This is a genomic window from Massilia aquatica (assembly GCF_011682045.1).
Taxonomy (GTDB): Bacteria; Pseudomonadota; Gammaproteobacteria; order Burkholderiales; family Burkholderiaceae_D; genus Telluria_A; species Telluria_A aquatica.
Map to the genome: position 1 here is coordinate 444,399 of NZ_VVIW01000004.1, position 21,606 is coordinate 466,004.

23 protein-coding genes are annotated in these 21,606 nt (G+C 65.0%); 17 read left to right on the top strand and 6 right to left on the bottom strand.

Annotated elements, in window-relative coordinates:
- Positions 1 to 21 precede the first annotated feature (21 nt).
- From F1609_RS10555 to dapF, 3 genes are read left to right on the top strand one after another with little or no spacing between them, the layout of a single operon-like run.
- On the top strand, positions 22 to 873 hold the full coding sequence (locus tag F1609_RS10555) for a lysophospholipid acyltransferase family protein (RefSeq protein WP_167076377.1): 852 nt from the start codon (positions 22 to 24) through the stop codon (positions 871 to 873).
- Entirely contained in the window at positions 870 to 1,742 is an 873-nt protein-coding gene (locus tag F1609_RS10560) for an LpxL/LpxP family acyltransferase (protein WP_167076378.1), read from the top strand. The genes F1609_RS10555 and F1609_RS10560 overlap by 4 nt, the downstream gene beginning before the upstream one ends.
- A gap of 25 nt (positions 1,743 to 1,767) precedes the next feature.
- Positions 1,768 to 2,628 (top strand): diaminopimelate epimerase, encoded by an 861-nt coding sequence (gene dapF / locus F1609_RS10565; RefSeq protein WP_167076379.1) that lies wholly within the window; start codon positions 1,768 to 1,770, stop codon positions 2,626 to 2,628.
- A 34-nt stretch (positions 2,629 to 2,662) separates the two neighbouring features.
- On the opposite strand, the gene F1609_RS35205 is transcribed toward dapF, so the two are convergent.
- Positions 2,663 to 3,613, bottom strand: coding sequence for a tetratricopeptide repeat protein (locus F1609_RS35205; protein ID WP_308609360.1), 951 nt, complete (start codon positions 3,611 to 3,613; stop codon positions 2,663 to 2,665).
- Positions 3,614 to 3,813: 200 nt separating this feature from the next.
- Between F1609_RS35205 and F1609_RS35210 the strand changes: the two genes are divergently transcribed.
- The 13 genes from F1609_RS35210 to F1609_RS10625 all read left to right on the top strand — a co-directional run bounded on the left by F1609_RS35210 (position 3,814) and on the right by F1609_RS10625 (position 15,455).
- A complete protein-coding gene (locus tag F1609_RS35210) occupies positions 3,814 to 4,077 on the top strand; it encodes a hypothetical protein (protein ID WP_308609361.1) in 264 nt (87 codons plus the stop codon).
- The gene (locus tag F1609_RS35505; RefSeq protein ID WP_308609363.1) at positions 4,017 to 4,310 is read left to right on the top strand and encodes a hypothetical protein; all 294 of its coding nucleotides are present in this window, start codon (positions 4,017 to 4,019) and stop codon (positions 4,308 to 4,310) included. Before F1609_RS35210 ends, F1609_RS35505 begins: the two co-directional genes overlap by 61 nt.
- Before the next feature lie 479 nt (positions 4,311 to 4,789).
- A complete protein-coding gene (locus F1609_RS10575; protein ID WP_167076380.1) occupies positions 4,790 to 5,851 on the top strand; it encodes a porin in 1,062 nt (353 codons plus the stop codon).
- 272 nt (positions 5,852 to 6,123) lie between these two features.
- Positions 6,124 to 7,407 (top strand): porin, encoded by a 1,284-nt coding sequence (locus F1609_RS10580; RefSeq protein WP_167076381.1) that lies wholly within the window; start codon positions 6,124 to 6,126, stop codon positions 7,405 to 7,407.
- 149 nt (positions 7,408 to 7,556) lie between these two features.
- On the top strand, positions 7,557 to 8,219 hold the full coding sequence (locus F1609_RS10585; RefSeq protein WP_167076382.1) for a DUF484 family protein: 663 nt from the start codon (positions 7,557 to 7,559) through the stop codon (positions 8,217 to 8,219).
- A 1-nt stretch (position 8,220) separates the two neighbouring features.
- Complete coding sequence (locus tag F1609_RS10590) at positions 8,221 to 9,174, top strand: tyrosine recombinase XerC (protein WP_167076383.1); 954 nt, start codon at positions 8,221 to 8,223, stop codon at positions 9,172 to 9,174.
- Positions 9,175 to 9,303: 129 nt separating this feature from the next.
- A complete protein-coding gene (locus F1609_RS10595; protein WP_167076384.1) occupies positions 9,304 to 10,365 on the top strand; it encodes a CobW family GTP-binding protein in 1,062 nt (353 codons plus the stop codon).
- Between the two features lie 197 nt (positions 10,366 to 10,562).
- Positions 10,563 to 11,012, top strand: coding sequence for an RNA polymerase-binding protein DksA (gene dksA / locus F1609_RS10600; RefSeq protein ID WP_167076385.1), 450 nt, complete (start codon positions 10,563 to 10,565; stop codon positions 11,010 to 11,012).
- Between the two features lie 299 nt (positions 11,013 to 11,311).
- Positions 11,312 to 12,643: an STAS domain-containing protein gene (locus F1609_RS35340; RefSeq protein ID WP_167076386.1), complete on the top strand. Its 1,332-nt coding sequence runs from the start codon at positions 11,312 to 11,314 to the stop codon at positions 12,641 to 12,643.
- Positions 12,644 to 12,783: 140 nt separating this feature from the next.
- On the top strand, positions 12,784 to 13,320 hold the full coding sequence (gene hslV, locus F1609_RS10610) for an ATP-dependent protease subunit HslV (RefSeq protein ID WP_099873691.1): 537 nt from the start codon (positions 12,784 to 12,786) through the stop codon (positions 13,318 to 13,320).
- Positions 13,321 to 13,343: 23 nt separating this feature from the next.
- Complete coding sequence (gene hslU, locus F1609_RS10615) at positions 13,344 to 14,681, top strand: ATP-dependent protease ATPase subunit HslU (protein WP_167076387.1); 1,338 nt, start codon at positions 13,344 to 13,346, stop codon at positions 14,679 to 14,681.
- Positions 14,682 to 14,693: 12 nt separating this feature from the next.
- A complete protein-coding gene (locus F1609_RS10620; protein ID WP_166891999.1) occupies positions 14,694 to 14,894 on the top strand; it encodes a hypothetical protein in 201 nt (66 codons plus the stop codon).
- Positions 14,895 to 15,095: 201 nt separating this feature from the next.
- On the top strand, positions 15,096 to 15,455 hold the full coding sequence (locus tag F1609_RS10625; protein WP_167076388.1) for a hypothetical protein: 360 nt from the start codon (positions 15,096 to 15,098) through the stop codon (positions 15,453 to 15,455).
- Between the two features lie 51 nt (positions 15,456 to 15,506).
- Here the strand turns inward: F1609_RS10625 and F1609_RS10630 are convergent, their stop codons facing one another.
- Positions 15,507 to 15,839, bottom strand: a complete 333-nt coding sequence (locus F1609_RS10630; protein ID WP_167076389.1) for a hypothetical protein — start codon at positions 15,837 to 15,839, stop codon at positions 15,507 to 15,509.
- Positions 15,840 to 16,085: 246 nt separating this feature from the next.
- Entirely contained in the window at positions 16,086 to 16,661 is a 576-nt protein-coding gene (locus F1609_RS10635; RefSeq protein ID WP_167076390.1) for an outer membrane protein, read from the bottom strand.
- Positions 16,662 to 16,804: 143 nt separating this feature from the next.
- Here F1609_RS10635 and F1609_RS10640 point away from each other — a divergent pair, with 143 nt between their 5' ends.
- Complete coding sequence (locus tag F1609_RS10640) at positions 16,805 to 17,539, top strand: helix-turn-helix domain-containing protein (protein ID WP_167076391.1); 735 nt, start codon at positions 16,805 to 16,807, stop codon at positions 17,537 to 17,539.
- 7 nt (positions 17,540 to 17,546) lie between these two features.
- Here the strand turns inward: F1609_RS10640 and F1609_RS10645 are convergent, their stop codons facing one another.
- From F1609_RS10645 to gspF, 3 genes are read right to left on the bottom strand one after another with little or no spacing between them, the layout of a single operon-like run.
- A complete protein-coding gene (locus F1609_RS10645; protein WP_167076392.1) occupies positions 17,547 to 19,757 on the bottom strand; it encodes a patatin-like phospholipase family protein in 2,211 nt (736 codons plus the stop codon).
- Between the two features lie 7 nt (positions 19,758 to 19,764).
- Positions 19,765 to 20,373: a type II secretion system protein N gene (locus F1609_RS34520; RefSeq protein WP_229421775.1), complete on the bottom strand. Its 609-nt coding sequence runs from the start codon at positions 20,371 to 20,373 to the stop codon at positions 19,765 to 19,767.
- 11 nt (positions 20,374 to 20,384) lie between these two features.
- Positions 20,385 to 21,605 carry a type II secretion system inner membrane protein GspF gene (gspF, locus tag F1609_RS10655; RefSeq protein ID WP_167076393.1) on the bottom strand — a complete coding sequence of 407 codons (1,221 nt, stop codon included), beginning with the start codon at positions 21,603 to 21,605 and terminating at the stop codon, positions 20,385 to 20,387.
- Between the last annotated feature and the right edge of the window lies 1 nt (position 21,606).

A 21,606-nucleotide genomic window follows, 5' to 3' on the forward strand; every position in this document is an offset into this window, starting at 1 on the left:
GTTGATACACCGTCAAAAACCATGTTAGTTCCCCTTTTCCGCACCTTATCGAAATTGCCCTTGCCGGTCCTGCATGTCATGGGCGCCGGCCTGGGCTGGTTCGTGTATCTCGCCTCTCCTTCTTACCGCAAGCTGATGCGCACCAATATGCGCGCGGCCGGCTTTGGCCAGCATCTGTCGGCCGCCATTGCCGAGTCCGGCAAGTCGATCATTGAACTGGCCTTCGTGTGGTGCGCGCCGCCCGAGAAAGTGGCCAGCATGGCCACCGACGAGAACTGGGACTACGTCCAGTCGGTCATCGACAGCGGACGCGGCATCATGTTCCTGACCCCGCACCTGGGCTGCTTCGAAATCACCGCGCAGCAGATCGCGCTGCGCACCAAGCTCACCGTGATGTACCGCCCGCCCAAGCAGGCGGCGCTGAAACCGCTGATCGAGGGCGCCAGGGCGCGCAATAACCTGCATCTGGCCCCGGCCAACCTGTCGGGCGTGCGCATCCTGGCCAAGTGCCTCAAGCGCGGCGAGCCGATCGGGGTGCTGCCGGACCAGGTGCCGCAGCAGGGCGAAGGCGTGTGGGCGCCGTTTTTCGGACGCCCGGCCTACAGCATGACCCTGCCGGCCAAGCTGGCGCAGCTGGGCAATGCCGAAATCATCCTGGTGTACGCCGAGCGGCGTGCCGGTGGCAAGGGGTTCATCGTGCGCTTCGTGCCTTTCGGGCAGGAACTGGCGGGCAGCCCGGCCGAGCAGGCAACGACCATCAACCATGCCATGGAGCAGCTGATCGCGCGCTGCCCGGCCCAGTATTTCTGGAGTTATAACCGCTACAAGCAGCCCGGCGGCGTGCCTGCGCCCGATGCGCAGGTGGACGCATGAAGGTCCTGATCGGCCTGGTCTGGCTGATGCACTGGTTGCCCCTGCCCGTACTGGGACGGCTCGGCAGCGGCGTGGGCAGCCTGCTGTTCCTGGTGCTGCGCAAACGCCGCCACATCGCCCTGACCAATCTGCGCATGTGCATGCCGGAATTGCCGGAAGCGCAGCGGGTGGTGCTGGCGCGCCAGCATTTCCAGTCGTATTCGCGCAGCGTGTGGGAGCGCGGCATCTTGTGGTGGGCGCCGGAAGCGCGCCTGCGCCGTTTGATCAAGGTCGATCCCGGCGTGCCGCTGGCGCAGATCGCGGCCCGGCCGACCATCCTGCTCTGTCCGCACTTCGTGAGCCTGGACGTGGCCGGCGTGGCGGTGATGCTGGAAACGAGCTTGAGCTCGATCTACGTGCCGCAGAAAAATGCCGTGTTCGACGAGGTGTTGCGCAAGGGCCGCTCGCGCTTTCGTCCGGTGCAATTGTTTTCGCGCAAGGAGGGCGTCAAGCCGATCCTGCGCGCCATGCGCGAGCATGTGCCCTACTTTATGCTGCCGGACATGGATTTCGGCGACAAGGATGCCGAATTCGTGCCGTTTTTCGGCGTTCCGGCCGCCACCCTCACCGCGCCGGGCCGGATTGCGGCCGCCACCGGGGCGCAGGTGATTCCGGTGGTGGCCACGTTCTTGCCAAATTACACGGGCTGGAAGGTCACGTTTTATCCGGCGTGGGAAGATTATCCGGGCGCTGACATGGCCGAGTCGGCCCGCCGCATGAACGCCTTCATCGAAGAGCGGGTGCGCGAGGCGCCGGCCGAGTATTTCTGGACGCACAAGCGCTTCAAGACCCGTCCGCCCGGCGAACCGTCGCCGTACCTGAAACACTAGCTTTTCTACCGCTATACTGACGCTCATGAAACTCACATTTACCAAGATGCACGGCGCCGGCAATGATTTTATCGTTATCGATGCGATCAGCCAGCAGGTCGATTTCACGCCCGCCCAGTGGCAGCGCCTGGCGGACCGGCGCTTCGGCATCGGCGCCGACCAGATCCTGGTAGTGGAAAAAGCCCAGGGCGCCGGCTGCGACTTCCGCTACCGTATCTTCAATAACGATGGCAGCGAAGTCGAGCAGTGCGGCAACGGCGCGCGCGCGTTCGTCAAGTTTGTCACCGACAAGGGTTTGACGACCCAGTCAAGTATCCGCGTGGAAACCATGAAGGGCATCATCACGCCGCGCCTGGAAGCCGATGGCAGCATCACGGTCGACATGGGCGCGCCGGTGCTCGACGCGGCCAGGGTGCCCTTCGACGCGGCCGGGCTGGGCGGCTGGGCCGAGGGACAGGATACCTTGTGGCCCTTGCCGATCAAGTATCAGGGTGGCAAGACGGTGTTCGTGTCGGTGGTGTCGATGGGCAATCCACACGCGGTGCAGGTGGTCGAGGATGTCGAGCTGGCGCCGGTGCTCGAGACCGGGCCGCTGATCGAGGCGCACGCGCGTTTTCCGAACAAGGTCAATGCCGGCTTCATGCAGGTGCTGGACCGGGGGCACATCAAGCTGCGCGTGTACGAGCGCGGCGCCGGCGAAACGCTCGCCTGCGGTTCGGGCGCCTGCGCGGCCGTGGTAGCCGGCATCCGGCGCGGCCTGCTCGATTCGCCCGTGCGCGTCAGTGCGCGCGGCGGGGAATTGTCGATCGCGTGGGCGGGCGATGGCGAGCCGGTCATGCTCAGCGGACCGGCGGTGACGGTGTTCGAGGGCGAGATCGAGGTGTAGCCCGGATCAGGGGCTTGCGGCCCCCACCTTCCCCTCACGCCGCCATCTCGTACGCCTCCACCTCCCCGTCGGCATGCTCGGACTCCGGCACCAGCGTCTTGAGCCGGTACAGCCGCTGCCGGTAATTGCCCTCCGGCCCGGTCGGGCCGCAATCGATGCCGTCGAACAGGCGCACGATGCGGTCGAGCGCGTGCCGCTCGTGCATCGAATCGATCACCACCAGGCGCCGCTTGCTGCGCCCGTAACTGCCGCGGATATCGATCACCAGGCAATGCCCCTGGTCGGCCGCGGTTACATCGAGCAATAACGCTTCGGCGCGGGTCAGCCCGAACAGGGCGGCCAGCTCCAGGCGCGCGGCCAGCAGCGGATGGGCAGCGCCCAGGTCGTACGCGGCCAGGGCCCCGGTTTCGGTGTACGCCGTGCCCTCGCAGCGCGGGGCGATCTTGTGCAGCGCCGTGGCCGCCAGCGGACAGCCTTGCAGCGCCGCCTTTTGCAGCCAGTACACCGCCCGCACATCGTTGTTTTCATTCTCACGGCGCGCGCGCCAGGCGCTGTTGCCGCACTCGAGCTGGGCGTCGCGGTAGCCCATTTCGGCGGCCCGCTCCAGATAGCGCTGGGCGTCAAGCACGTTGCGCTGGGAGAACTCGGGCTTGATGTAGATGCGCGAGAGCGCGTACCAGGCTTGGGCCAGGCCCTGGTTGCCGGCCAGGGTCAGCCAGCGGATGGCTTTCTTGAAGTTGGCCGAGCCTTCGCCCACGGCAATCCGCTTGCCGTCGACCTGCATGCGCGCGCACCACAGCCCAACGGCGAACTGGGCATGAGGGTCGTGTTCGGCCGCGGCCAGCTCGAAAAAATGATGGGCTTCGGCACGGCCAGTATCGGCACGGCCAGTCTCGGCACGGCCCGTATCGGCGCGGCCAGCCTCGGCATCCCTGGCCTCGGCCTCGGCCACCAGTGCGCGCGCAGCGCGACAGCAGCGTGACATCCGCCGCGCTCAGTCCGCTGGCGGCGCGCGTGCTCGTGCCCACCCGGCGCACCAGGGCCCGCGCCAGCGGCAGCGCGCGCTGCGCGTAGGCGTCCAGGCGTCCTTCTTCCCAGTCAAGCTCGAGTTGCGACAGCTGGGCCTGCGGCAAGCCGCTGTCGGCGCCGCGCTGCATCCAGCGCGCCTCGGCCGGGCGCGGCGCCGTGACGGTTCCCGCAGCAGCAGCCGGACGCGCCAGGGGCGTTGCCGGCGGCGGCGCCAGGACCTCGGGCGCCACCGCCAGCGCGCCGGCCAGGCGCCGATGCTGCGACAGCAGCCACTGGGCCTCGGCCAGGCCGGCCGCCGCCCCGGCCTGGAGCGCCCCAAACGCTTTCTCGCGCCGCGCCGGGGGCGGCGTGTCGCCGCCATGCCCGCCCAGGATCAGCTGGGCCAGCACCAGGCCGGCGCGCAGGTTGCCATCGTCGTAGGCTTGCTCGAACCAGCAGGCCACCGGGCGCTGGCTCTGCACCGCCACCTCGAACGGAATATGGTTGCCGATCAGCTGGCACGCGCCAGCGCAATCTTGCTGTGCGGCACGGTCGAGCCAGTGCAGGGCGGTCGGCAGGCTTTTGGGCAAGCCCGTGCTGCCGAACAGATACAGGGTGCCCAGGTCAAGCTGGGCTTGGGCGCGGCCTGCGCGCGCGCCACGGATGAGCGCTAGTTCTTCGCGGTTTGCCATGATTGTTGCCATCACCTTGTTGAGGGGCCCGGGGACGAGATCAATTCCTTGAGCCTGCTGCACCGCATGGCGCCGGTTTGGTTGCCAATATACAACATTTGCCTGGCTGATGCGGGTGCAGCCGACGTTCTAAAGTCTACGTCAGGCACGCGGCGCGATGTCCGCTGATGGCGACTTCCTTGATTTCGCACAAAGCTTGTTAGTAAGAATATGTGGGATACCGCATGAAACGATTTCATAAAAATGCGCTTGTTCTTGCCTGTATCAATACGCACTGACGTTTCATAAATACAACAGCACTGCCGGAATGATTGGCTTTCAACCAATTCTACCCCTCATAATCGACCAGGACAGCCAGTGGGACATGGCCAGGCAATTAAGGCTTCTTAATCCGGGTGCTCAGAAAATTGAAAACTCAACGCACTTGCGGATTCGACTGATTCACTTTTAAGGATGGGTACATGAAAAAATCACTGGTCGCTCTGGCAGTTCTGGGCGCAAGCGCCGGCTTTGCACAAGCACAATCTTCTGTGGTCATCTACGGCACCGTCGATGCCGGCATGATCAAACGTACCGACCAATCGCTCAACATCGGCAAGCGCGCCAATAACACCCTCGGTTTCAAAGGCGTGGAAGATCTCGGCAGTGGCCTGAAAGCCTTGTTCCAGCTGGAAATTCGCTATGAACCGGACTCGGGCACTATCGAGCAGGGCGCCAACGGCGTCCAGCGCCCCCTGTTCCAGGGCCAGAGCCGGGTCGGCCTGCAAGGCGCCTTCGGCATGGTGCGCCTCGGGCGCGGCCTGACCGCGTTCCAGGAAACCAGCACCCTGTTCGAGCCCTTCCACGGCGTGCCGAGCCCAGCCGGTTTCCAGACCGACCTGATGGTCGCCGGCTACACCTCGGACCCGCTGGGCTCGATCGGCAATTCGACCAACCGCTTCAACAACGCCCTGTTCTATAACTCGAACGTGTACAACGGCTTCCAGATCAATGCCACGGTCGGCACCAAGGAAGCGGCCTCGGGTTCGGCGGCGCTCATCGGGCGCGGCACCGCGGCCAACCCGCAATACCGTCCCGGCTCGGAAGCGTCGGCCAATCCGTACTCGGTCTCGGCCACCTACACGGGCGCCGCCGGCGCCATCATGCTGGCCGCCGAACGCAATGCGGTCGAATCGCGCCTGGTCTCGGTGGCAGGCTACGTGATGGCCACGCCGGAACTGAAGCTGATGGCCACGCGCGTGCAGCAAGACCGCGGCCACACCTTCTTTAACAGCGAAGAAGCGCGTTCGTGGGTAGTCGGCGCCAATTACAAAATGGGCGCGGGCAAAATCCTGGCCGGTTATGGCCAGAAAAACCAGGGCGCTTTGAACCAGGGCATGCAAAAGACCAAGCAAATGTCGATCGGCTATGAATACAGCCTGTCGCCACGTACATATGTCTATGCGGATGCATCCAACAAGAAAGGCCCGACCATTCCATCGAGCATGAATATCTATGCATTGGGCGTCAATCACGCTTTTTGATGCAGTGCGATATAAATCGCATGCAATATAAATCGGTCGGATAAAAACAGGGGCGGCGATGGTAACATCGGCGCCCCTGGTGTTTTTCGCGTTATGCTGTGGTGTTTCAGATAAGACGGTATTGACGTTTTTGCTTCGTCTGTGTCTTTTTCGCAACCAGCACTTGCGTGCGCGATCGGCTTTCTGTACAAGGCTAAAAAACGATGGCATATTGGTTAAAACGAATTAGTACGCACGTTCGTTTTTAGACAAAATAATCTCCTGGAGACACAATGAAAACAAAATTAATCGCTGGTGTAATCGCTATCTGTTTCGCAGCCCCGGTCCTGGCCCAGTCCAGCGTGACCATTTACGGTATTGCCGACGCCGGTTTTATGAAAACCAAAGGTGAATCGGCCAAACTCGTCAGTGGTATCGCGGACGGTTCGCGCATCGGTCTCAAAGGTACCGAAGACATCGGCGGTGGTTACAAGGCCATCTTCAATCTGGAAGCGCGCGTCGAACTCGACACCGGCACCCAGAGTCCCGGCCTGGTCAACCCGAATCAAGGCCTGTACCTGACCAAGGGCATGGATGCCTTTAAAACCCCGGCCCTGGCGCCGACCCTGGCGACCCTGCGCGCCGGCCTGCAGCCAGCGATTGCCGTCAACGCCGAGAAAGCCCTGTTCGACCGTACCGCCATGGTCGGCATGGTCACCCCGTTCGGCGCCATCCTGGTCGGCCGCATGTACACCCCTGGCTACGAAGTGTTCGCCGCGGCTGACGCGTTCGAAACCGGCACCGGCGGCACCTGGGGCGGCATCACCGGCGGCACCGCCGGCTTTACCGCGCTGGGCGCGGACATCCGCTCGCAGAAATCGATCCAGTACCGCATCGCCACCCCGTCCGGCTTCGGCGGCTCGCTCATGTACGGCGCCAAGAACTCCGGCTACCTGGGCCGCTACAACAAGTTCATGGGCGGCGCGATCACCTATAAAACCAGCATTTTCGATATCGGCGTAGGCCACAACCAGGGTGAAGACCTGCAAGGCCGCAAGAGCCTGACCACCACCACCGTGGGCGGCTCGGTCAAGGTCGGCGACTTCAAGTTCTTCGCCGGCTACCACGACCAGGTCAACCGCAATTCGGCCCTGCTGGCCGACTACCTCGCCGTGTTCAACGGCCAGGTCGCCCCGGGCCTGCGCGCCGCCGGCGTGCCGGCTGCCAACGTAGCCGCCCTGACCAGCATCTACACCACCAACATCACCCGCAACAGCCAGGTCGATGCCAGCAGCTACCAGTTCGGCCTGCACTACCGTCTGGGCCAGGGCCGCCTGATGGCCTCGGCGGCACGCCAGAACGACCGTACCGTGTCGAACAGCGATGCGACCCTGGTGGCGGTCGGCTACGACTACAACCTGTCGGCCCGTACCGATATCTACTCGGTGCTGTCGCACATCAAGAACCAGAACGACGGCCAGTACACGCCGGGCGGGGCCGGTTCGCCGGGCGGCTTCACCAAAGTCGCGGGCGAAGACAGCCACGCCATCCAGATCGGCGTACGTCACCGCTTCTGAAGTAAGTGTGCGGGACTTCCCCGCCCTGTAAAAAAGACGCCTGCGGGCGTCTTTTTTCATGGGCGCGCGCAAGCTGTCGGTTAGAATTGCGGGAAGTTTTTTCGCCAGCAACACGATTCCCCGCACCAAGACTTCACGTAAAGACGCACATGACAGCCACACTGGACCCCACCGCCGTCGCCGACTACCTGGCCGGCCATCCGACTTTTTTCCAGGAACACGCCAAGCTGCTGGGCGAGGTCAAGCTGTCGAGCCCGCTGACCGGCAAGGCCGTCTCGCTGCAGGAACGCCAGATGGAAGTGATGCGCGATAAATACAAGGCGCTCGAACTGCGCATGTCGGACCTGGTCCGCCTGGCAGAAGCGAACGCCGCCATCGCCAACAAGTTCCACGGCTGGACCCAGGCCCTGCTCAAGACGCGCCACGACAGCGACATGCCGCGCGCCCTGGTCGACGGCCTGGCCACCCATTTCGGCGTGCCGCAAGCGACCCTGCGCCTGTGGAACCTGGCCCCGGCGCATGCCGGCAACTGGTATGTCAACGGCGTGTCGGAAGATGCGCGCCTGTTCGCCAACAGCCTGCTGGCGCCTTACTGCGGCAGCAACCACGACTTCGAAGCGGTGCGCTGGCTGGCCGACGCGGCCTCGGTGCAGTCGACCGTCATTTTGCCGCTGCGCAGCAACGGCAGCGCCTTTGGCCTGCTGATCCTCGGCTCGCCCGATCCGGAACGCTTCACCGCCAGCATGGGCACCGATTTCCTGGTCCACATCGGCGAAACCGCCAGCGCCGCGCTGGCCGCCCTGCGCGCCTGAGATGGACCATCCGGCCGCGCCCGACGCCACCGACTGGGTCGGGCGCTACCTCGACCAGCTGGCCACACAGCGCCAGCTCTCGCCGCACACCATCGACGCCTACCGGCGCGACCTGCAACAGTTGAGCACCCTGGCCAAGGGCATGCCCTGGCAGCAGGTGCGCCAGGCCGACATCCGCCGCCTGACCTCGATTTTGCACAGCCAGGAGCTGGGACCGCGCTCGATCGCCCGCAAGCTATCGAGCTGGCGCGGCTTTTTCGGCTGGCTGTCGGAACACATGACGCTGGCGGCCAACCCGACCGACGGCGTGCGCGCCCCCAAGCGCCCGGCCCCGCTGCCCAAGGCGCTGGCGGTGGACGACGCCGTGCAGCTGGTCTCGAGCCAGCCGCCCGGCCGCACCACCCTCACCAGCGCCGAACTGTGCAACCGCGCCATGTTCGAGCTGCTCTATTCGAGCGGCCTGCGGGTGGCCGAACTGGCCGGGCTCGACGTGGCCTACACCAAGGGCGGCGACGGCCAGGCCGCTTCGCTCGGCTGGATCGACCTGGCCTCGGGCGACGTGCTGGTCACCGGCAAGGGCAACAAGATGCGCACGGTGCCGGTGGGCAGCCACGCGCGCGCCGCGCTGGCGGCCTGGCTGGCGGTGCGCCCGCCTCCGGCCGACGGCAGCGCCGCGCTGTTCCTGTCCGAGCGCGGCACGCGCGTTTCGCCCCGTGTGGTGCAGTTGCGCCTGAAACAGCATGCGATCGACGCCGGCACTCCGGTGCACGTGCATCCGCACATGCTGCGCCACTCGTTCGCCTCGCACGTGCTGCAATCGTCGGGCGACCTGCGCGCCGTGCAGGACATGCTTGGCCACGCCAGCATCACCTCGACCCAGGTCTACACCGCGCTCGACTTCCAGCACCTGGCGGCCGTGTACGACCAGGCGCACCCGCGCGCCAAGGCAAAGTAAGGTCCGGAAACGCGTTTCCGGCATGATCCGCATCAAGCCGCATGGCGGTAGTTGGAAGCAATTGGCGAAATCCGGCATAATCGCTCGATTATTCGCCCGCTCCCGGGCAGCACACTGACTGACGACAACATGGCCTTAATTCCCAGCACCATCCTGACCGGCTTTCTCGGCGCCGGCAAAACCACGCTCCTGAACCGCATCCTGCAGGAAGATCACGGGTTGAAGATTGCCGTCATCGAGAACGAGTTTGGCCAGGAAAACATCGACAACGAGATCCTGGTGCAGGACAGCAGCGAGCAGATCGTCGAAATGAACAACGGCTGCATCTGCTGCACCGTACGCGGCGACCTGATCGTGGCACTGACCAGCCTGGCGCAAAAGCGCGAGGCGGGCGAGCTGCATTTCGACCGCATCATCATCGAAACGACGGGTCTCGCCAATCCGGGGCCGGTGGCGCAAACCTTCTTCATGGACGAGGAAGTCGGCGTGCACTACATGTTGGATGCCGTGCTGACCGTGGTCGACGCGCGCCACGCCATGACCCAGCTCGACGACTACGAAGAAGCGCAGCGCCAGGTCGGGTTTGCCGACAAGCTGCTGATTTCCAAGACCGACCTGGTCGATACGGCGCAATTGGATGCGCTCAAGGCGCGCCTGATGCGGATCAACCCGCGCGCGCCGATCAGCACGGTGGACTTCGGGCGCGCGCCGCTGGCCGAGGTGCTCGACATCCGCGGCTTCAACCTGAACGACAAGCTGGAAATCGACCCCGACTTCCTCAAGGCCGAAGAAGCGCACGGCCACGATCACGATCACGGCCATGTGCACACCGACGCCTGCCGCCATGAACACGGCGAGCACGGCCAGCATGACCACCACCACGGCCACCACAGCGACGACATCGCCGCCTTCGTCTTCAAGAGCAGCCGCCCGTTCGACCCGGCCAAGCTCGATGAATTCCTGGCCAGCCTGGTCAATGTCTTCGGTCCGCGCATGCTGCGCTACAAGGGCGTGCTGCTGATGCAGGGCGCCGAGCGCAAGGTGGTATTCCAGGGCGTGCACCAGATGATGGGCAGCGACCTGGGCGCAAAATGGGGCGAAAACGAGGAACGTGGCAGCAAAATGGTTTTTATTGGCAAAAATTTACCGAAAGATGTCTTTGTCAGCGGTTTGGAACAATGTTTGGTATAAACTATCCGGGTTTTAAGATGCCCGCTTTAGCGCACCGGCAATAAATCAGTGGCCGGTTGCGGAAAGTCACGAACAAGGCGGCAGTTCAGCAAGCCGTCAAGGTAGGCGCTTCGGCCGCAGCACCGCCGCTTTACCGGTGCCGCAGCCGAGTTAGCTGATAAAATGAAACCACCGTCGTATCGAAGGTAAGTGAAGTCATGACTAAAACAACTAAATCGACCGCCGTCAATACGGAAGGCCATCTCATCTCCGAAGACGAAATTCGGGCCATGGGTGAGAAGGACTACATGAATCCGGCGCAGCTGGCGTTTTTCAAGGCGCGTTTGCAGCAGCTCGAAAAAGACCTGCTCAAGAATGCCGGCGAGACCACCGAGCACCTGCGCGAAACCGTGCTCGTGCCCGATCCGGCCGACCGCGCCACGATCGAAGAAGAGCACGCGCTCGAACTGCGCACGCGCGACCGCGAGCGCAAGCTGCTCAAGAAGGTGCAGCAGTCGATCGCCGCCATCGACGGCGGCGACTACGGCTGGTGCGAAGAGACGGGCGAGCCGATCGGCATCCCGCGCCTGATCGCGCGCCCGACCGCCACCCTCTCGCTCGAAGCGCAGCAGCGCCGCGAGCTGAAACAAAAACTGTACGGCGATTGAGCCTCGCCGCACGCCACCTCCGAAGAAGCATGCGGGTTCGCCCCCGCATGCTTTTTTGTTTTGCCGCTCCCGCCAATCCGACTCGAAGCTTGCCTATCGGCTACACTATGCGGGATGGTCCAGGCAAGCGGACAGCACGGGTGGCTGGCGCGCGCCAGGCCGGCATGCTACCGTGCGGCTTGGCGATGTGGCGCGATCCGCAGCCGGATCGGCAGTCAGATGAACCAGGGCGCGTGCTGCGGTCGATGCGCCCGGTGCGGTTGGCGCAGTACGCAGCGTAGAACGAGACAGGGAACGACGTGAGTATCTTCTCCATCTTCACAAAGAAGAAAACTGACCAGCCTGGCGGCAAGAATGCGCCGGACTCGCGCCTGCGCGTCGGCGAACCGTCGCGCCTGGCCGCCGATACCGACGCCGACCGCGCGCGCCAGCGCGAAATCGCGCGCGCCACCGCGGCCAAGATCGACGCCATCGAATCGGCCATGTCGAACGACATTTTCAACACGCCCGAGCCGGCCTGGGGCAGCGGCCCGCGCAAGGCCAAGGCCCCGCTGGCCGACGGCGCCACCACCGACACCCTGCCGATGCTGGAACTGGCCACCACCGAGCTGCTGGCCGACGAAGACTTGCCGGACGCCCTGGTCGCGCCCCAGACCGCGCCCGTCATCGAAGAAATCGCGATCATGTTCGCCAACGACCAGATGGCCGTGACCGAAGCCATGCTGCTCGACAGCCTGGCCGAGCTGGGCAAGGACGACCGCACCATCTGGTGGATGCTGTTCGACCTGTACCAGGTGGGCGGACGCCAGGAAGACTTCGACAACATCGCCATCGATTACGCCAGCCAGTTCGAAACCTCGCCGCCTTCCTGGTCGCCGCCGCTGATGCCTCCCGGCATGGAAGAGCGCACCTTTGCCGGGGTCACCCCGACCGAAGTCTTCAGCGGCGTGCTGGACGGCGAAGTAGCCCCGCGCCTGGAACGCCTGCTCCAGCGCGCCAGCGAAAACCCGGTGCTGCGCCTCGAATTTGCGCGCATCCAGAGCGTCACGCCGGACGGCTGCGCCCTGCTGCTCGAAACCATGAACCGCCTGCGCGCCAGCGATCGCGAACTGATCGTGGCCGGGGCCGCCGAACTGGCCGAGCTGGTTCACTCGACCATCGAGATCGGCAAGCGCGACGCCAGCGAAGCGCCATGGCTGCTGCTGCTGGCCCTGTTCCAGCTGCTCGACCGCGAAAAAGACTTCGAAGAAACGGCGATGGATTACTGCGTCACCTACGAAGTCTCGCCGCCCTCGTTCGAGCCCTCGCTCACCACCGCCACCTCGGTCAGCATCCTGCACACGCCACCGGCCACCGAAGGCTTCATGCTGCCGTCGGTGATCGAAGGCGCGACCACGGCCCTGTTCGACGCCATCGACGCCTACGCCGCCGACAGCGCCGAAACGGTGCTGTTCGACTGCTCGCGCCTGGCGCGGGTCGACTATGCGGCCGCCGCCTCCCTGCTCAACCGCTTGCGCCCGATCGCGGCCGGGAAAAAAATCGAGCTGCGCGAATTGAACCATTTGGTCGCCGCACTGTTCAAACTACTGGGCTTCACGGAAGTGGCCAAGCTGTTCCCGCACAAGTACTGAGCATTGCCGTCCGGCCGGATACGGGTATCCGGCCGGTAACTGTCTTGCAATTTCCGTGAGCATCCCCATTTCTGGGAGGCATGCAGCCGCGCGGGGAGCCCTCTCCCGGCCGGCCGCTCCATCACTGAGAGGCAACGATAATGGAACAATTTCACGGCACCACCATCCTGTGCGTACGGCGCGGCAAGCAAGTTGCGATCGGCGGCGATGGCCAGGTCACGCTCGGCAACATCGTCATGAAGGGCACGGCCCGCAAGGTGCGCAAGCTATACCAGGGCAAGGTCCTGTGCGGCTTCGCCGGCGGCACCGCCGACGCCTTCACCCTGCTCGACCGCTTCGAAGGCAAGCTCGAAAAGCACCAGGGCAACCTGCTGCGCGCCTCGGTGGAACTGGCGAAAGACTGGCGCACCGACCGCGTGCTGCGCCGCCTGGAAGCCATGCTGCTGGTGGCCGACCATGAATCGACCCTGGTCATCACCGGCAACGGCGACGTGCTCGAACCCGAAGACGGGGTTGGCGCCATCGGCTCGGGCGGCACCTACGCCCAGTCGGCCGCCAAGGCCCTGCAAGAAAACACCGATTTGTCGCCGGCCGAGATCGTGAAAAAATCGCTGACCATCGCCGGCCAGCTGTGCATCTATACGAACATGTCGCACATTATCGAAACACTGGATTAAGGGGAAGCACCATGCCAAGCACCATGAAGTTGACGCCCCGCGAAATCGTTTCCGAACTCGACAAGCACGTGGTCGGCCAGGGCAAGGCCAAGCGCGCGGTCGCCATCGCCCTGCGCAACCGCTGGCGCCGCCAGCAGGTGGCCGAGCCGCTGCGCCACGAAATCACGCCCAAGAACATCCTCATGATCGGCCCTACGGGCGTGGGCAAGACCGAGATCGCGCGCCGCCTGGCCAAGCTGGCCGACGCGCCCTTCATCAAGATCGAAGCGACCAAGTTCACCGAAGTCGGCTACGTGGGGCGCGATGTCGACACCATCATCCGCGACCTGATCGACATCGGCATCAAGCAGACCCGCGCCAGCGAAATGAAAAAGGTGCGCCAGCGCGCCGAAGACGCGGCCGAAGACCGCATCATCGACATCCTGGTGCCGCCGGCGCGCGACTTCGGCTTTAACGTCACGCCGCCGCCTGAAACCAAGGAAGGCGACGGCACCCGCCAGACTTTCCGCAAGCGCCTGCGCGAAGGCGAGCTGGACGAGCGCGAGATCGAACTCGAAGTGGCCGAGCCCGGTCCCCAGATGGAAATCATGGCCCCGCCCGGCATGGAAGAAATGACCGAGCAGATCAAGTCCATGTTTTCGGGCATCGGCGCGGCGCGCAAGAAGCCGCGCAAGATCAAGATCCGCGAAGCGATGAAGATCCTGATCGACGAAGAAGCGGCCAAGCTGGTCAACGACGACGAACTCAAGCAAAAGGCGATCGCCAACGTCGAGCAGAACGGCATCGTGTTCCTCGATGAGATCGACAAGATCGCCTCGCGCTCCGAAATGGGCGGGGCCGACGTCTCGCGCGCCGGCGTGCAGCGCGACCTGCTGCCGCTGGTCGAGGGCACCACGGTCAACACCAAGTACGGCATGATCCGCACCGACCATATCCTGTTCATCGCCTCCGGCGCGTTCCATCTGGCCAAGCCGTCGGACCTGATTCCCGAATTGCAGGGGCGCTTTCCGATCCGGGTCGAGCTCGAGTCGCTCTCGATTGCCGATTTCGAGTGCATTCTCACCAGTACCGATGCCTGCCTGACCAAGCAGTACGAAGCGCTGCTGGCGACCGAGGACGTCAAGGTCGAGTTTGCCCAAGACGGCATCACGCGCCTGGCCGAGATTGCGTTTTCGGTTAACGAGCGCACCGAGAACATCGGCGCGCGGCGCTTGTACACGGTGATGGAAAAGCTGCTCGAAGAAGTGTCGTTTACCGCCAGCGAGACCGGCGGCAGCGTGGTGGCGATCAACGCCGCGTACGTCAACGAGCGTCTGGACAAACTGGCCGACAACGAAGACCTGTCGCGCTACGTGCTGTAAGGAGGGCGCGCGATGGCGAACAAGGCACTGGCGACGCGGCAAAAAATGCGCATCACCGTCAAGCCGACGCAGCAGGTTGCCAAGGTGCGCAACCCGGTGGCCGTGGCAGCCAAGCTGCGCGCCGCCGGGCCGCACGCCAAGGGTCCGGCGCAGGAGCGCCAGGCGGCCAAGCGCGCCCTCAAGAAGGCCAGGCTGGTGCCGGAGGACGAATGAGCTGGAATTACCGGGTCATGCACAAGGCAGGGCAACTGGCGGTTTATTCGGTGTATTACGATGACGCGGGCAAGGTGATCAGCTCGAGCATCTTGTCGCAATTGCTGTGCACTGTATATGGACGCGTTGACCAAGCCGGTGCTGGACTATGTGGAATAGCGTTAGCTGGCCTGGCTGGATGTGTCCTGACGCGGGCGGAAGTTGGCGCAATTATTCAAGCTTGATCAGGTGAGGCGCGCGTGGCCAGCGAAAAATCACGCTTCAAGAGCGTGTAATACACTGCCAGAAAGTGAGTTAAATACGATTAATACGACAAAACCGGGGATCTCGCTATCGCTGCTGATGGCTGACGCAGTCGTTCTGTGCCAGGCTATCGCTGCGCGCATGTCGACAATGGACGCAGTAGACACTGAAAGCATCGATGAAGATGCATTGGCCGAACTGTACAAAGATCGCGACGCTTTGCAGCGCCTGCAAGACTACATCAAGCACGAATTCGCAGAAGCCTTTCGAACCCCACCGCCGCAAGCTGATGCCAGCTATGAACATGACCTGAAGTAGAGGATGTAAGCCGGAAACGCCAAAAATTGCGTGCCCTTGCCAGGTCCGGTCCTAAGGTTTGTCGCTTCGCCAGACCCATCCGATGGAGTGCAGATTGCATCGGGTGACAGTCCAGCCGTCAATGATCATTTCAATGGCAGGCGCCCCACAAATTTCACAGATCTCCAGACTGCGCCGGGCCACGTCCTCAAGGTAGTCCGCGAACGCCGGATCGTTGCGTGGAGAAAAATCGAATCTTAACGCTCCAAATTTTTCAAACGCACAGCTTATCGATATAAGTGGAGGCAAATTTTTGTAGACGTCGTCTACCAAATGCAGCCAGCCTTCGCCAGTCGATTCCCGGATCTGCTCGCGTGCCTCCAGCCTGGTCAAACCTTTGTCCATGTGAAGCCTGCGTCGATGTGTGCTGGGTTGTCGGCAACGCCGGGTGGCGAGGCAAGCGCCGCATCACCGATGCTAGCGTCGATTCCGATCGGGAGCTTGTCGCAGTAGCGCATCGGCGCCGGGGATGACGGAGTAGCGCCGCTGACGAACGTGTTGGGTACAGCGAGGAAATCGAACGATCAAGGCAAGGGCCGCCAGCGGGCGCCCTGGCGGGCGCCCGCGATCAGGCCATCTGGTGTGCGCGTCCTAGAACTTCCAGGCCGCGCCTAAGGTCAGTAAATGCACATGCGTGCGTGCCAGCGCGCCAACACCGGCCTTGAACACATCGTAATCGGCCGTGAGCGACAAATGCTTGTCCAGCGCATAGGCCATTCCCAGCCCACCCGTCACGCCAGCCGATGCGTTTGATACGCCATCGAACTTGCCCGACAAGCGCGCCAGCCCGGCCCTGGCATGCACCGACAACGCATCGGTCTCGCGCGAACTGATGCGGTACGACAGCCCCGCTCCCCGCAGCGAGGCCGCGCCACGCTCGCGCGCCAGGCTCATCTTGCCGCTGCGGTAGCCCACCAGCTCGACCGAACTGGTCAGCTCGGAACCCTGCCACGCGCTGAACGGCGCAAAATTAAAACCCGCGAACAGCTTGGCGCTGCCATTGTCCTGTCCCTTGCACGCCTCGGCGCCGCCGCATGGCGCGCTCAACTGCATGCGCCCTGCCGCGCCGCCCGCATAGATCGGACTGGTGTCGCCGTAGCTGGCGGCGCTGGCGGCGCCGCTGAACAAGGTCAGCAGAAAGGCGGCAAGCAGCGGGGTTGTGGGCATCGGTTCACTTTCGCTATACAGCGTGACTGGAGTGAAGCCAGTGTCATGCTTTTCCTCAAAAAGTACTATCGTCTTGTGCGAAGCACCGAAATTCGGTACATTGGGTATCGGATAACACTACATTTTGCCGTCAAAGGAATCGCATGAGCTCACCTGAGCTGGTCATACAAGTGCTGCGCGCCGAGCTGCGCGCGGCGGGCATCACCTACAAGGCGCTGGCCGCACGCATCGGCATGAGCGAGTCGAGCGTCAAGCGCATGTTCGGCCAGAAAGACATGGCGCTGTCGCGCCTGGCCCAGATCTGCAAGGCGGCCGGGGTGCCGCTCGAAGACGTGCTGCGCCGCGCGGCCGACGCCCGGCCGCAAGCCGACACCCTCACCCCCACCCAGGAAAAGTCGCTGATGGCCAATCCGCGCCTGCTGCTGGTCGCCATCTGCTGCCTGGGCAACTGGACGCTCGACCAGATCATCGAAACCTACCAGCTCAGCGAGCCCGAATGCATCGGCCTGATGGTCGAACTGGACCGCCTCGGCCTGATCGAACTGAAACCCCTGAACCGCTACAGCATGCGTGTCTCGACCACCTTCCGCTGGCTGCCGGACGGGCCGGTGCAGCAGTATTTCCGTGAACATGTGGTGGAAGATTATTTCAGCGGGCGCTTCGACGGCGCCGGCGAAACCTTGCTGTGCCTGCCGGCGCGCCTGTCGCTGGGCAGTTCGCGCGAACTGCTGCTGAAAATCCAGCAACTGGCAGCCGAACTGGCGCGCCTGCACCAGGCCGACCGCCGCCTGTCGCCGGACGAGCGCGACGGCGTGACCCTGCTGCTGGGATTTCAATCGTGGGAGTCGAGCGCGTTTACCGCGCTGCGGCGCGCTTAGGCTGCGGCTACCAGATCGGCCCAAGGAACAGATAAGCGGTGCCGCCGCCGTCGATGGTCTTGCCGGCGCCCACATACACCGGCCCGAAGCGCGTGTCGACCGACAAAAAGCCGCTGACGGCCTGCTTGAAGGCGGCGTCGCGCTGCACCGTCCGGCGGTCGAAGGCGCCGCCCGCTTCCAGCGAAAAGCCGGCGCGCACGGTGCCGCCAAGAGTCACCGGCAAGGCGCCGATGCGGCGCGCCATGACCAGCCGTCCGAAGGCGATGCGGTTGCCCTCCAACGACTCCGGCAACGATCCCGACAAGCGTAAAAATCCGCCCAGGCTGAGCGGGGCGGCGCCGCTGCTGGCGACCGCGTATTCGCCGTACACATGCCCGGCCCAGTCGCGTGTGCGGAAGGCGGACAGGCCAAGCACGGAAAACTGCGCCAGCGCCCCGGCGCCAGCGCTGTCGCCGGCGCGCCCGGCCAGCTGGGCGTCGATCAGATTGCCCCGGCTGGGAAAGCCGAGCGAGTCGAGCGTGTCGACCCGGTAGCGCAGGAAACTGTAGTTGTTTGCGGCGAGCGCGCTGCCGCTTCGCTCGGGAATGACGGCGCGCACGCCCAGGCTCTGGCGCACCATGCCGAAGCGCACGTCGCCCCAGCTGCCCAGTTCCCGCCCCACCACCAGGCTCACCGAGCGCTGTGAAAAGGCGACGCGGCTCTGGCGCCGGCCATACTGGAAGACATCGAACGAGCTGGAACCGTACTGGAGATCGGGCGCCACGTACCAGGGCGAGCCGGGGCCGAGCGGCTGGTGGAACTCCACGCCAACGCCGCGCTCGTCGCCGATCTGGGCCGTGGTGCGCAGCTCGCCGCCCCACGGGTTCATCGAGGAACGCACGTGCATCACTTTGAGCGCGAAGCGGTTGGCGTTGTCGAAGTCGCTGGCCAGTTCCAGCCCCACGCGCAGGCGGCTGTTGGTCCAGCCGGCCTCGGTGGCGCGGATGGCCACCGCGCGCTGCCCGCCCTCGTCGTCGATATCGGTCTCGACCCGCTCCAGGTCGCCGCGTCCGTACAGACTGTTGGCGGCGCGCCGCACCTGGTCGCGCGTGCGGGTCTGGCCCTGCGCGAGACCCGACTGCACCTGCAGGATTTTCGGGTTGATGCGCCCGTTGCTCTCGACCCTGACCTCGGCCAGCAGCAGCGGCGTGTCCGACAGCGGCGGCGTGGCCAGGCGGTTGTTTTCGAACAGCGCGTAGTCGGCCGCCGGCAGCGCCAGCGCCGCCAGGCGCGGCGCCAGCGCGCGCGTGGCGGCCTCGCCGCCCTGGATGGCGCTGTCGATATTGCGGAAGTCCAGAAAGCTCGTGCCGCTCAGTTCCGGCGAAATCAGGATGTCGTTGGACCCGAGTTCCTTGATCGAGCGCTGCACGTTCTGTTCGGTCAGGATGTTGATCATCTGCTGCGCCACGCCGAGCGCGCTGCCGAGGTTTTTCTCGGGCGCCAGCGGGGTGCCGACGTTGACCGCGATGATGATGTCGGCGCCCATCTTGCGCGCCAGGTCGATCGGCAGGTTGCGCACCAGGCCGCCGTCGACCACCAGGCGCTGGTTGACCCGCACCGGCGCGAACACGCCCGGCACCGCCAGCGAGGCGCGCATGGTCAGGAACAGCGGGGTGTCGACCAGGTCGACCAGGTCGCCCGTGACCAGGTCCGAGGCCACCGAGCGAAACGGCAGGCTGAGTTGATTGACCGGACGGTCGCGCGTGCCGGCCGGCAGCAGGCGCGCCAGCGCCAGTTCCAGCGCAGCGTTGCCGGCGGCGGCCGGCGGCAGCGACAGGCCGTCGCGGTGCAGGCCGAACTCGATGCGCGAGGGCAGCATCACGTCTTCTTCGCGGCGCCGGAATTGCAGGTCTTCGCGCGCCGGGCGGTCGGCCACCACGCGGTCCCAGTCGGTGTGGCGCGCCATCTGTTCCAGGTCGGACACCGAGGAGCCGGCCGCGTAGGCGCCGCCGATCACGCTGCCCATGCTGGTGCCGACCACGATGTCGACCGGCACGCGCAGCTCGCGCAGCACGCGCAGCACGCCGATGTGGGCGAAGCCGCGCGCGCCGCCGCCGGAAAGCACCAGCGCCACGCGCGCACGCGCCGCCACGCCAGCGCCGTCGGCGGCCTGCGCCAGCACCGCGCCCGCGGGCAGGCCGAGGACGCAGGCCGCGGCCAGCAAGCACAATCGCTTCATGCGCGCCTTATTGGGTCGGCGGCTGGTTGCCTGCGCCGGGGCTGACCACGCTGCGGGTCGGCCCCGGCATCTGCTGCGGCGGCGGCGCCGTGGGGGCCGGCGGCGTTGGCGTCAGCCCTTGCGAGGCGTCGGGCGGCGCGGCAGGCGGCGGATTCGAGGCGCTGTTGTCGGGCGGCGGCATCGGCGGCGGGGCCGCCATCGGCGGCGCCATCTCGGGGCCGGCCTTGGCGTCGGTGGCCAGTTCGATGCGTTTTTCGACGCCGCCTTCGGACAGCATCACATAACGCGGGAACACCGCGCTGACGGTCACGCCGGGGGCGACTTCGCGCCCGACCTTGAGCGCGCGCGGCGGCTGGCCGTCGGCCACCAAAATGGCGGCGCTGTCGCGCCCGGCCGAGATCACGCCGGTCAGCTGGTAATTGCTGACCACCACGGTGGCGGCCTGGCCGCCGAACAGGGTGGCGCCGGCGTCGGAGGCGGGCACCGGATCGGGCGCGTTGGCGGCGGCCACGATCGGCCGGTCCGGGCCCTTGATGAACTGCATGGCCCAGTACGCGATCGAGGCCGACAGGAGAACCACGGCGAGCAGGCTGAAAACTATTGGCAAACGCTTCATTACATTCCTTTTTACCGCACCAGCTGATTGATTTCAATGATAGGCATCAGCACCGCGAGCACGATCAGCAGCACCACCACGCCCATGGCCAGGATCAGCACCGGTTCGAGCAGGCCGGCGATGGTGAGCGTGCGCCGCTCCAGGTCCTGCTGCTGCGAATTGGCGGCCCGTTCCAGCATGGCCGGCAGTTCGCCGGTGATCTCGCCGGCGCGGATCATGTGGATCAGCATCGGCGGAAAGTGCTTTTGCGCCGACAGCGCGCGCGCCAGGCTGACGCCCTCGCGCACGCTGGCGCTGGCCTGCTCGACCAGCTCCTTCATGGCCAGGTTGGACAAGGTGTCGCGGCTGGTGTCGAGCGCGCGCAGGATCGGCACGCCCGAGCCGGTGGTGATCGCCAGGGTGCTGGCGAAGCGCGCCGTGTTCAGGCTGCGCTCGAACTTGCCGTAGATGGGGGCCGTCAGCAGCCAGGTATGCCAGCGCCTTTTCAGCACCGGGTTGCGCAGCGCGCGCCGCCACATCCAGAAGGCGCCGACCAGCAAGATGCCGACCACGATGCCCCAGGCGCGCACGAAATCCGACACGGCCAGCATCATCACGGTCAGCAGCGGCAGCTTTTGCTTGGTGTTGGCGAACACCGAGACGATCTGCGGCACCACGTAGGTGAGCAAAAAGATCACGATCGCGAACGCCACCACGGTGACGATGGCCGGATAGGTAAACGCCAGGCGCACCTTCTGCACCAGCGCGTTGCGCCGTTCGATGTAGTCGGCCAGGCGCGAGAGCACGCGCGCCAGGTGGCCGATCTGCTCGCCCGAGGCCACCAGCGCGCGGTAAATCTCGGCAAAGTCGCGCGGGTGGCGCGAGAGCGCGTCGGAAAACGGCGCGCCGCCCATCACTTCCGAGCGGATCGAGGCCACCAGGTCGCGCACGTACGGACGTTCGGCCTGTTCCAGCAGCGCCGTAAACGCTTGTTCGAGCGGCAGGCCGGCCTCCAGCAAACTGGCCAGCTGGCGCGTAAACAGCGCCAGTTCGACCTGCGACAGGCGCTCGCCGAAACCGCGGCTTTTCTCGGCGCCGGAGGCGTCCAGCTGGGCCGCAATGGCCTCGACCATCAAGGGCGTGAGGCCCTGCAGGCGCAGGTCGGCGCGCGCCGAACGGGCGCTGTCGGCGTTGACCACGCCCTTGCGGGTGCTGCCGTCGCCATCGACGGCTTCATAACGGAATGCGGGCATG

Bases quoted from the DNA above. Each gene is read 5' to 3' on its own strand.
- F1609_RS10595 (WP_167076384.1), top strand. From the start codon at position 9,304: ATGGCCTTAATTCCCAGCACCATCCTGACCGGCTTTCTCGGCGCCGGC.
- F1609_RS10575 (WP_167076380.1), top strand. From the start codon at position 4,790: ATGAAAAAATCACTGGTCGCTCTGGCAGTTCTGGGCGCAAGCGCCGGC.
- F1609_RS10560 (WP_167076378.1), top strand. From the start codon at position 870: ATGAAGGTCCTGATCGGCCTGGTCTGGCTGATGCACTGGTTGCCCCTG.
- F1609_RS10580 (WP_167076381.1), top strand. From the start codon at position 6,124: ATGAAAACAAAATTAATCGCTGGTGTAATCGCTATCTGTTTCGCAGCC.
- dapF (WP_167076379.1), top strand. From the start codon at position 1,768: ATGAAACTCACATTTACCAAGATGCACGGCGCCGGCAATGATTTTATC.
- F1609_RS10645 (WP_167076392.1), bottom strand. From the start codon at position 19,757: ATGAAGCGATTGTGCTTGCTGGCCGCGGCCTGCGTCCTCGGCCTGCCC.
- F1609_RS10585 (WP_167076382.1), top strand. From the start codon at position 7,557: ATGACAGCCACACTGGACCCCACCGCCGTCGCCGACTACCTGGCCGGC.
- F1609_RS35205 (WP_308609360.1), bottom strand. From the start codon at position 3,613: ATGTCACGCTGCTGTCGCGCTGCGCGCGCACTGGTGGCCGAGGCCGAG.
- F1609_RS34520 (WP_229421775.1), bottom strand. From the start codon at position 20,373: ATGAAGCGTTTGCCAATAGTTTTCAGCCTGCTCGCCGTGGTTCTCCTG.
- F1609_RS10630 (WP_167076389.1), bottom strand. From the start codon at position 15,839: ATGGACAAAGGTTTGACCAGGCTGGAGGCACGCGAGCAGATCCGGGAA.
- F1609_RS10590 (WP_167076383.1), top strand. From the start codon at position 8,221: ATGGACCATCCGGCCGCGCCCGACGCCACCGACTGGGTCGGGCGCTAC.
- F1609_RS35505 (WP_308609363.1), top strand. From the start codon at position 4,017: ATGCCCGCCCAGGATCAGCTGGGCCAGCACCAGGCCGGCGCGCAGGTT.
- F1609_RS10555 (WP_167076377.1), top strand. From the start codon at position 22: ATGTTAGTTCCCCTTTTCCGCACCTTATCGAAATTGCCCTTGCCGGTC.
- gspF (WP_167076393.1), bottom strand. From the start codon at position 21,605: ATGCCCGCATTCCGTTATGAAGCCGTCGATGGCGACGGCAGCACCCGC.
- F1609_RS10620 (WP_166891999.1), top strand. From the start codon at position 14,694: ATGGCGAACAAGGCACTGGCGACGCGGCAAAAAATGCGCATCACCGTC.
- hslV (WP_099873691.1), top strand. From the start codon at position 12,784: ATGGAACAATTTCACGGCACCACCATCCTGTGCGTACGGCGCGGCAAG.
- F1609_RS10635 (WP_167076390.1), bottom strand. From the start codon at position 16,661: ATGCCCACAACCCCGCTGCTTGCCGCCTTTCTGCTGACCTTGTTCAGC.
- hslU (WP_167076387.1), top strand. From the start codon at position 13,344: ATGAAGTTGACGCCCCGCGAAATCGTTTCCGAACTCGACAAGCACGTG.
- dksA (WP_167076385.1), top strand. From the start codon at position 10,563: ATGACTAAAACAACTAAATCGACCGCCGTCAATACGGAAGGCCATCTC.
- F1609_RS10640 (WP_167076391.1), top strand. From the start codon at position 16,805: ATGAGCTCACCTGAGCTGGTCATACAAGTGCTGCGCGCCGAGCTGCGC.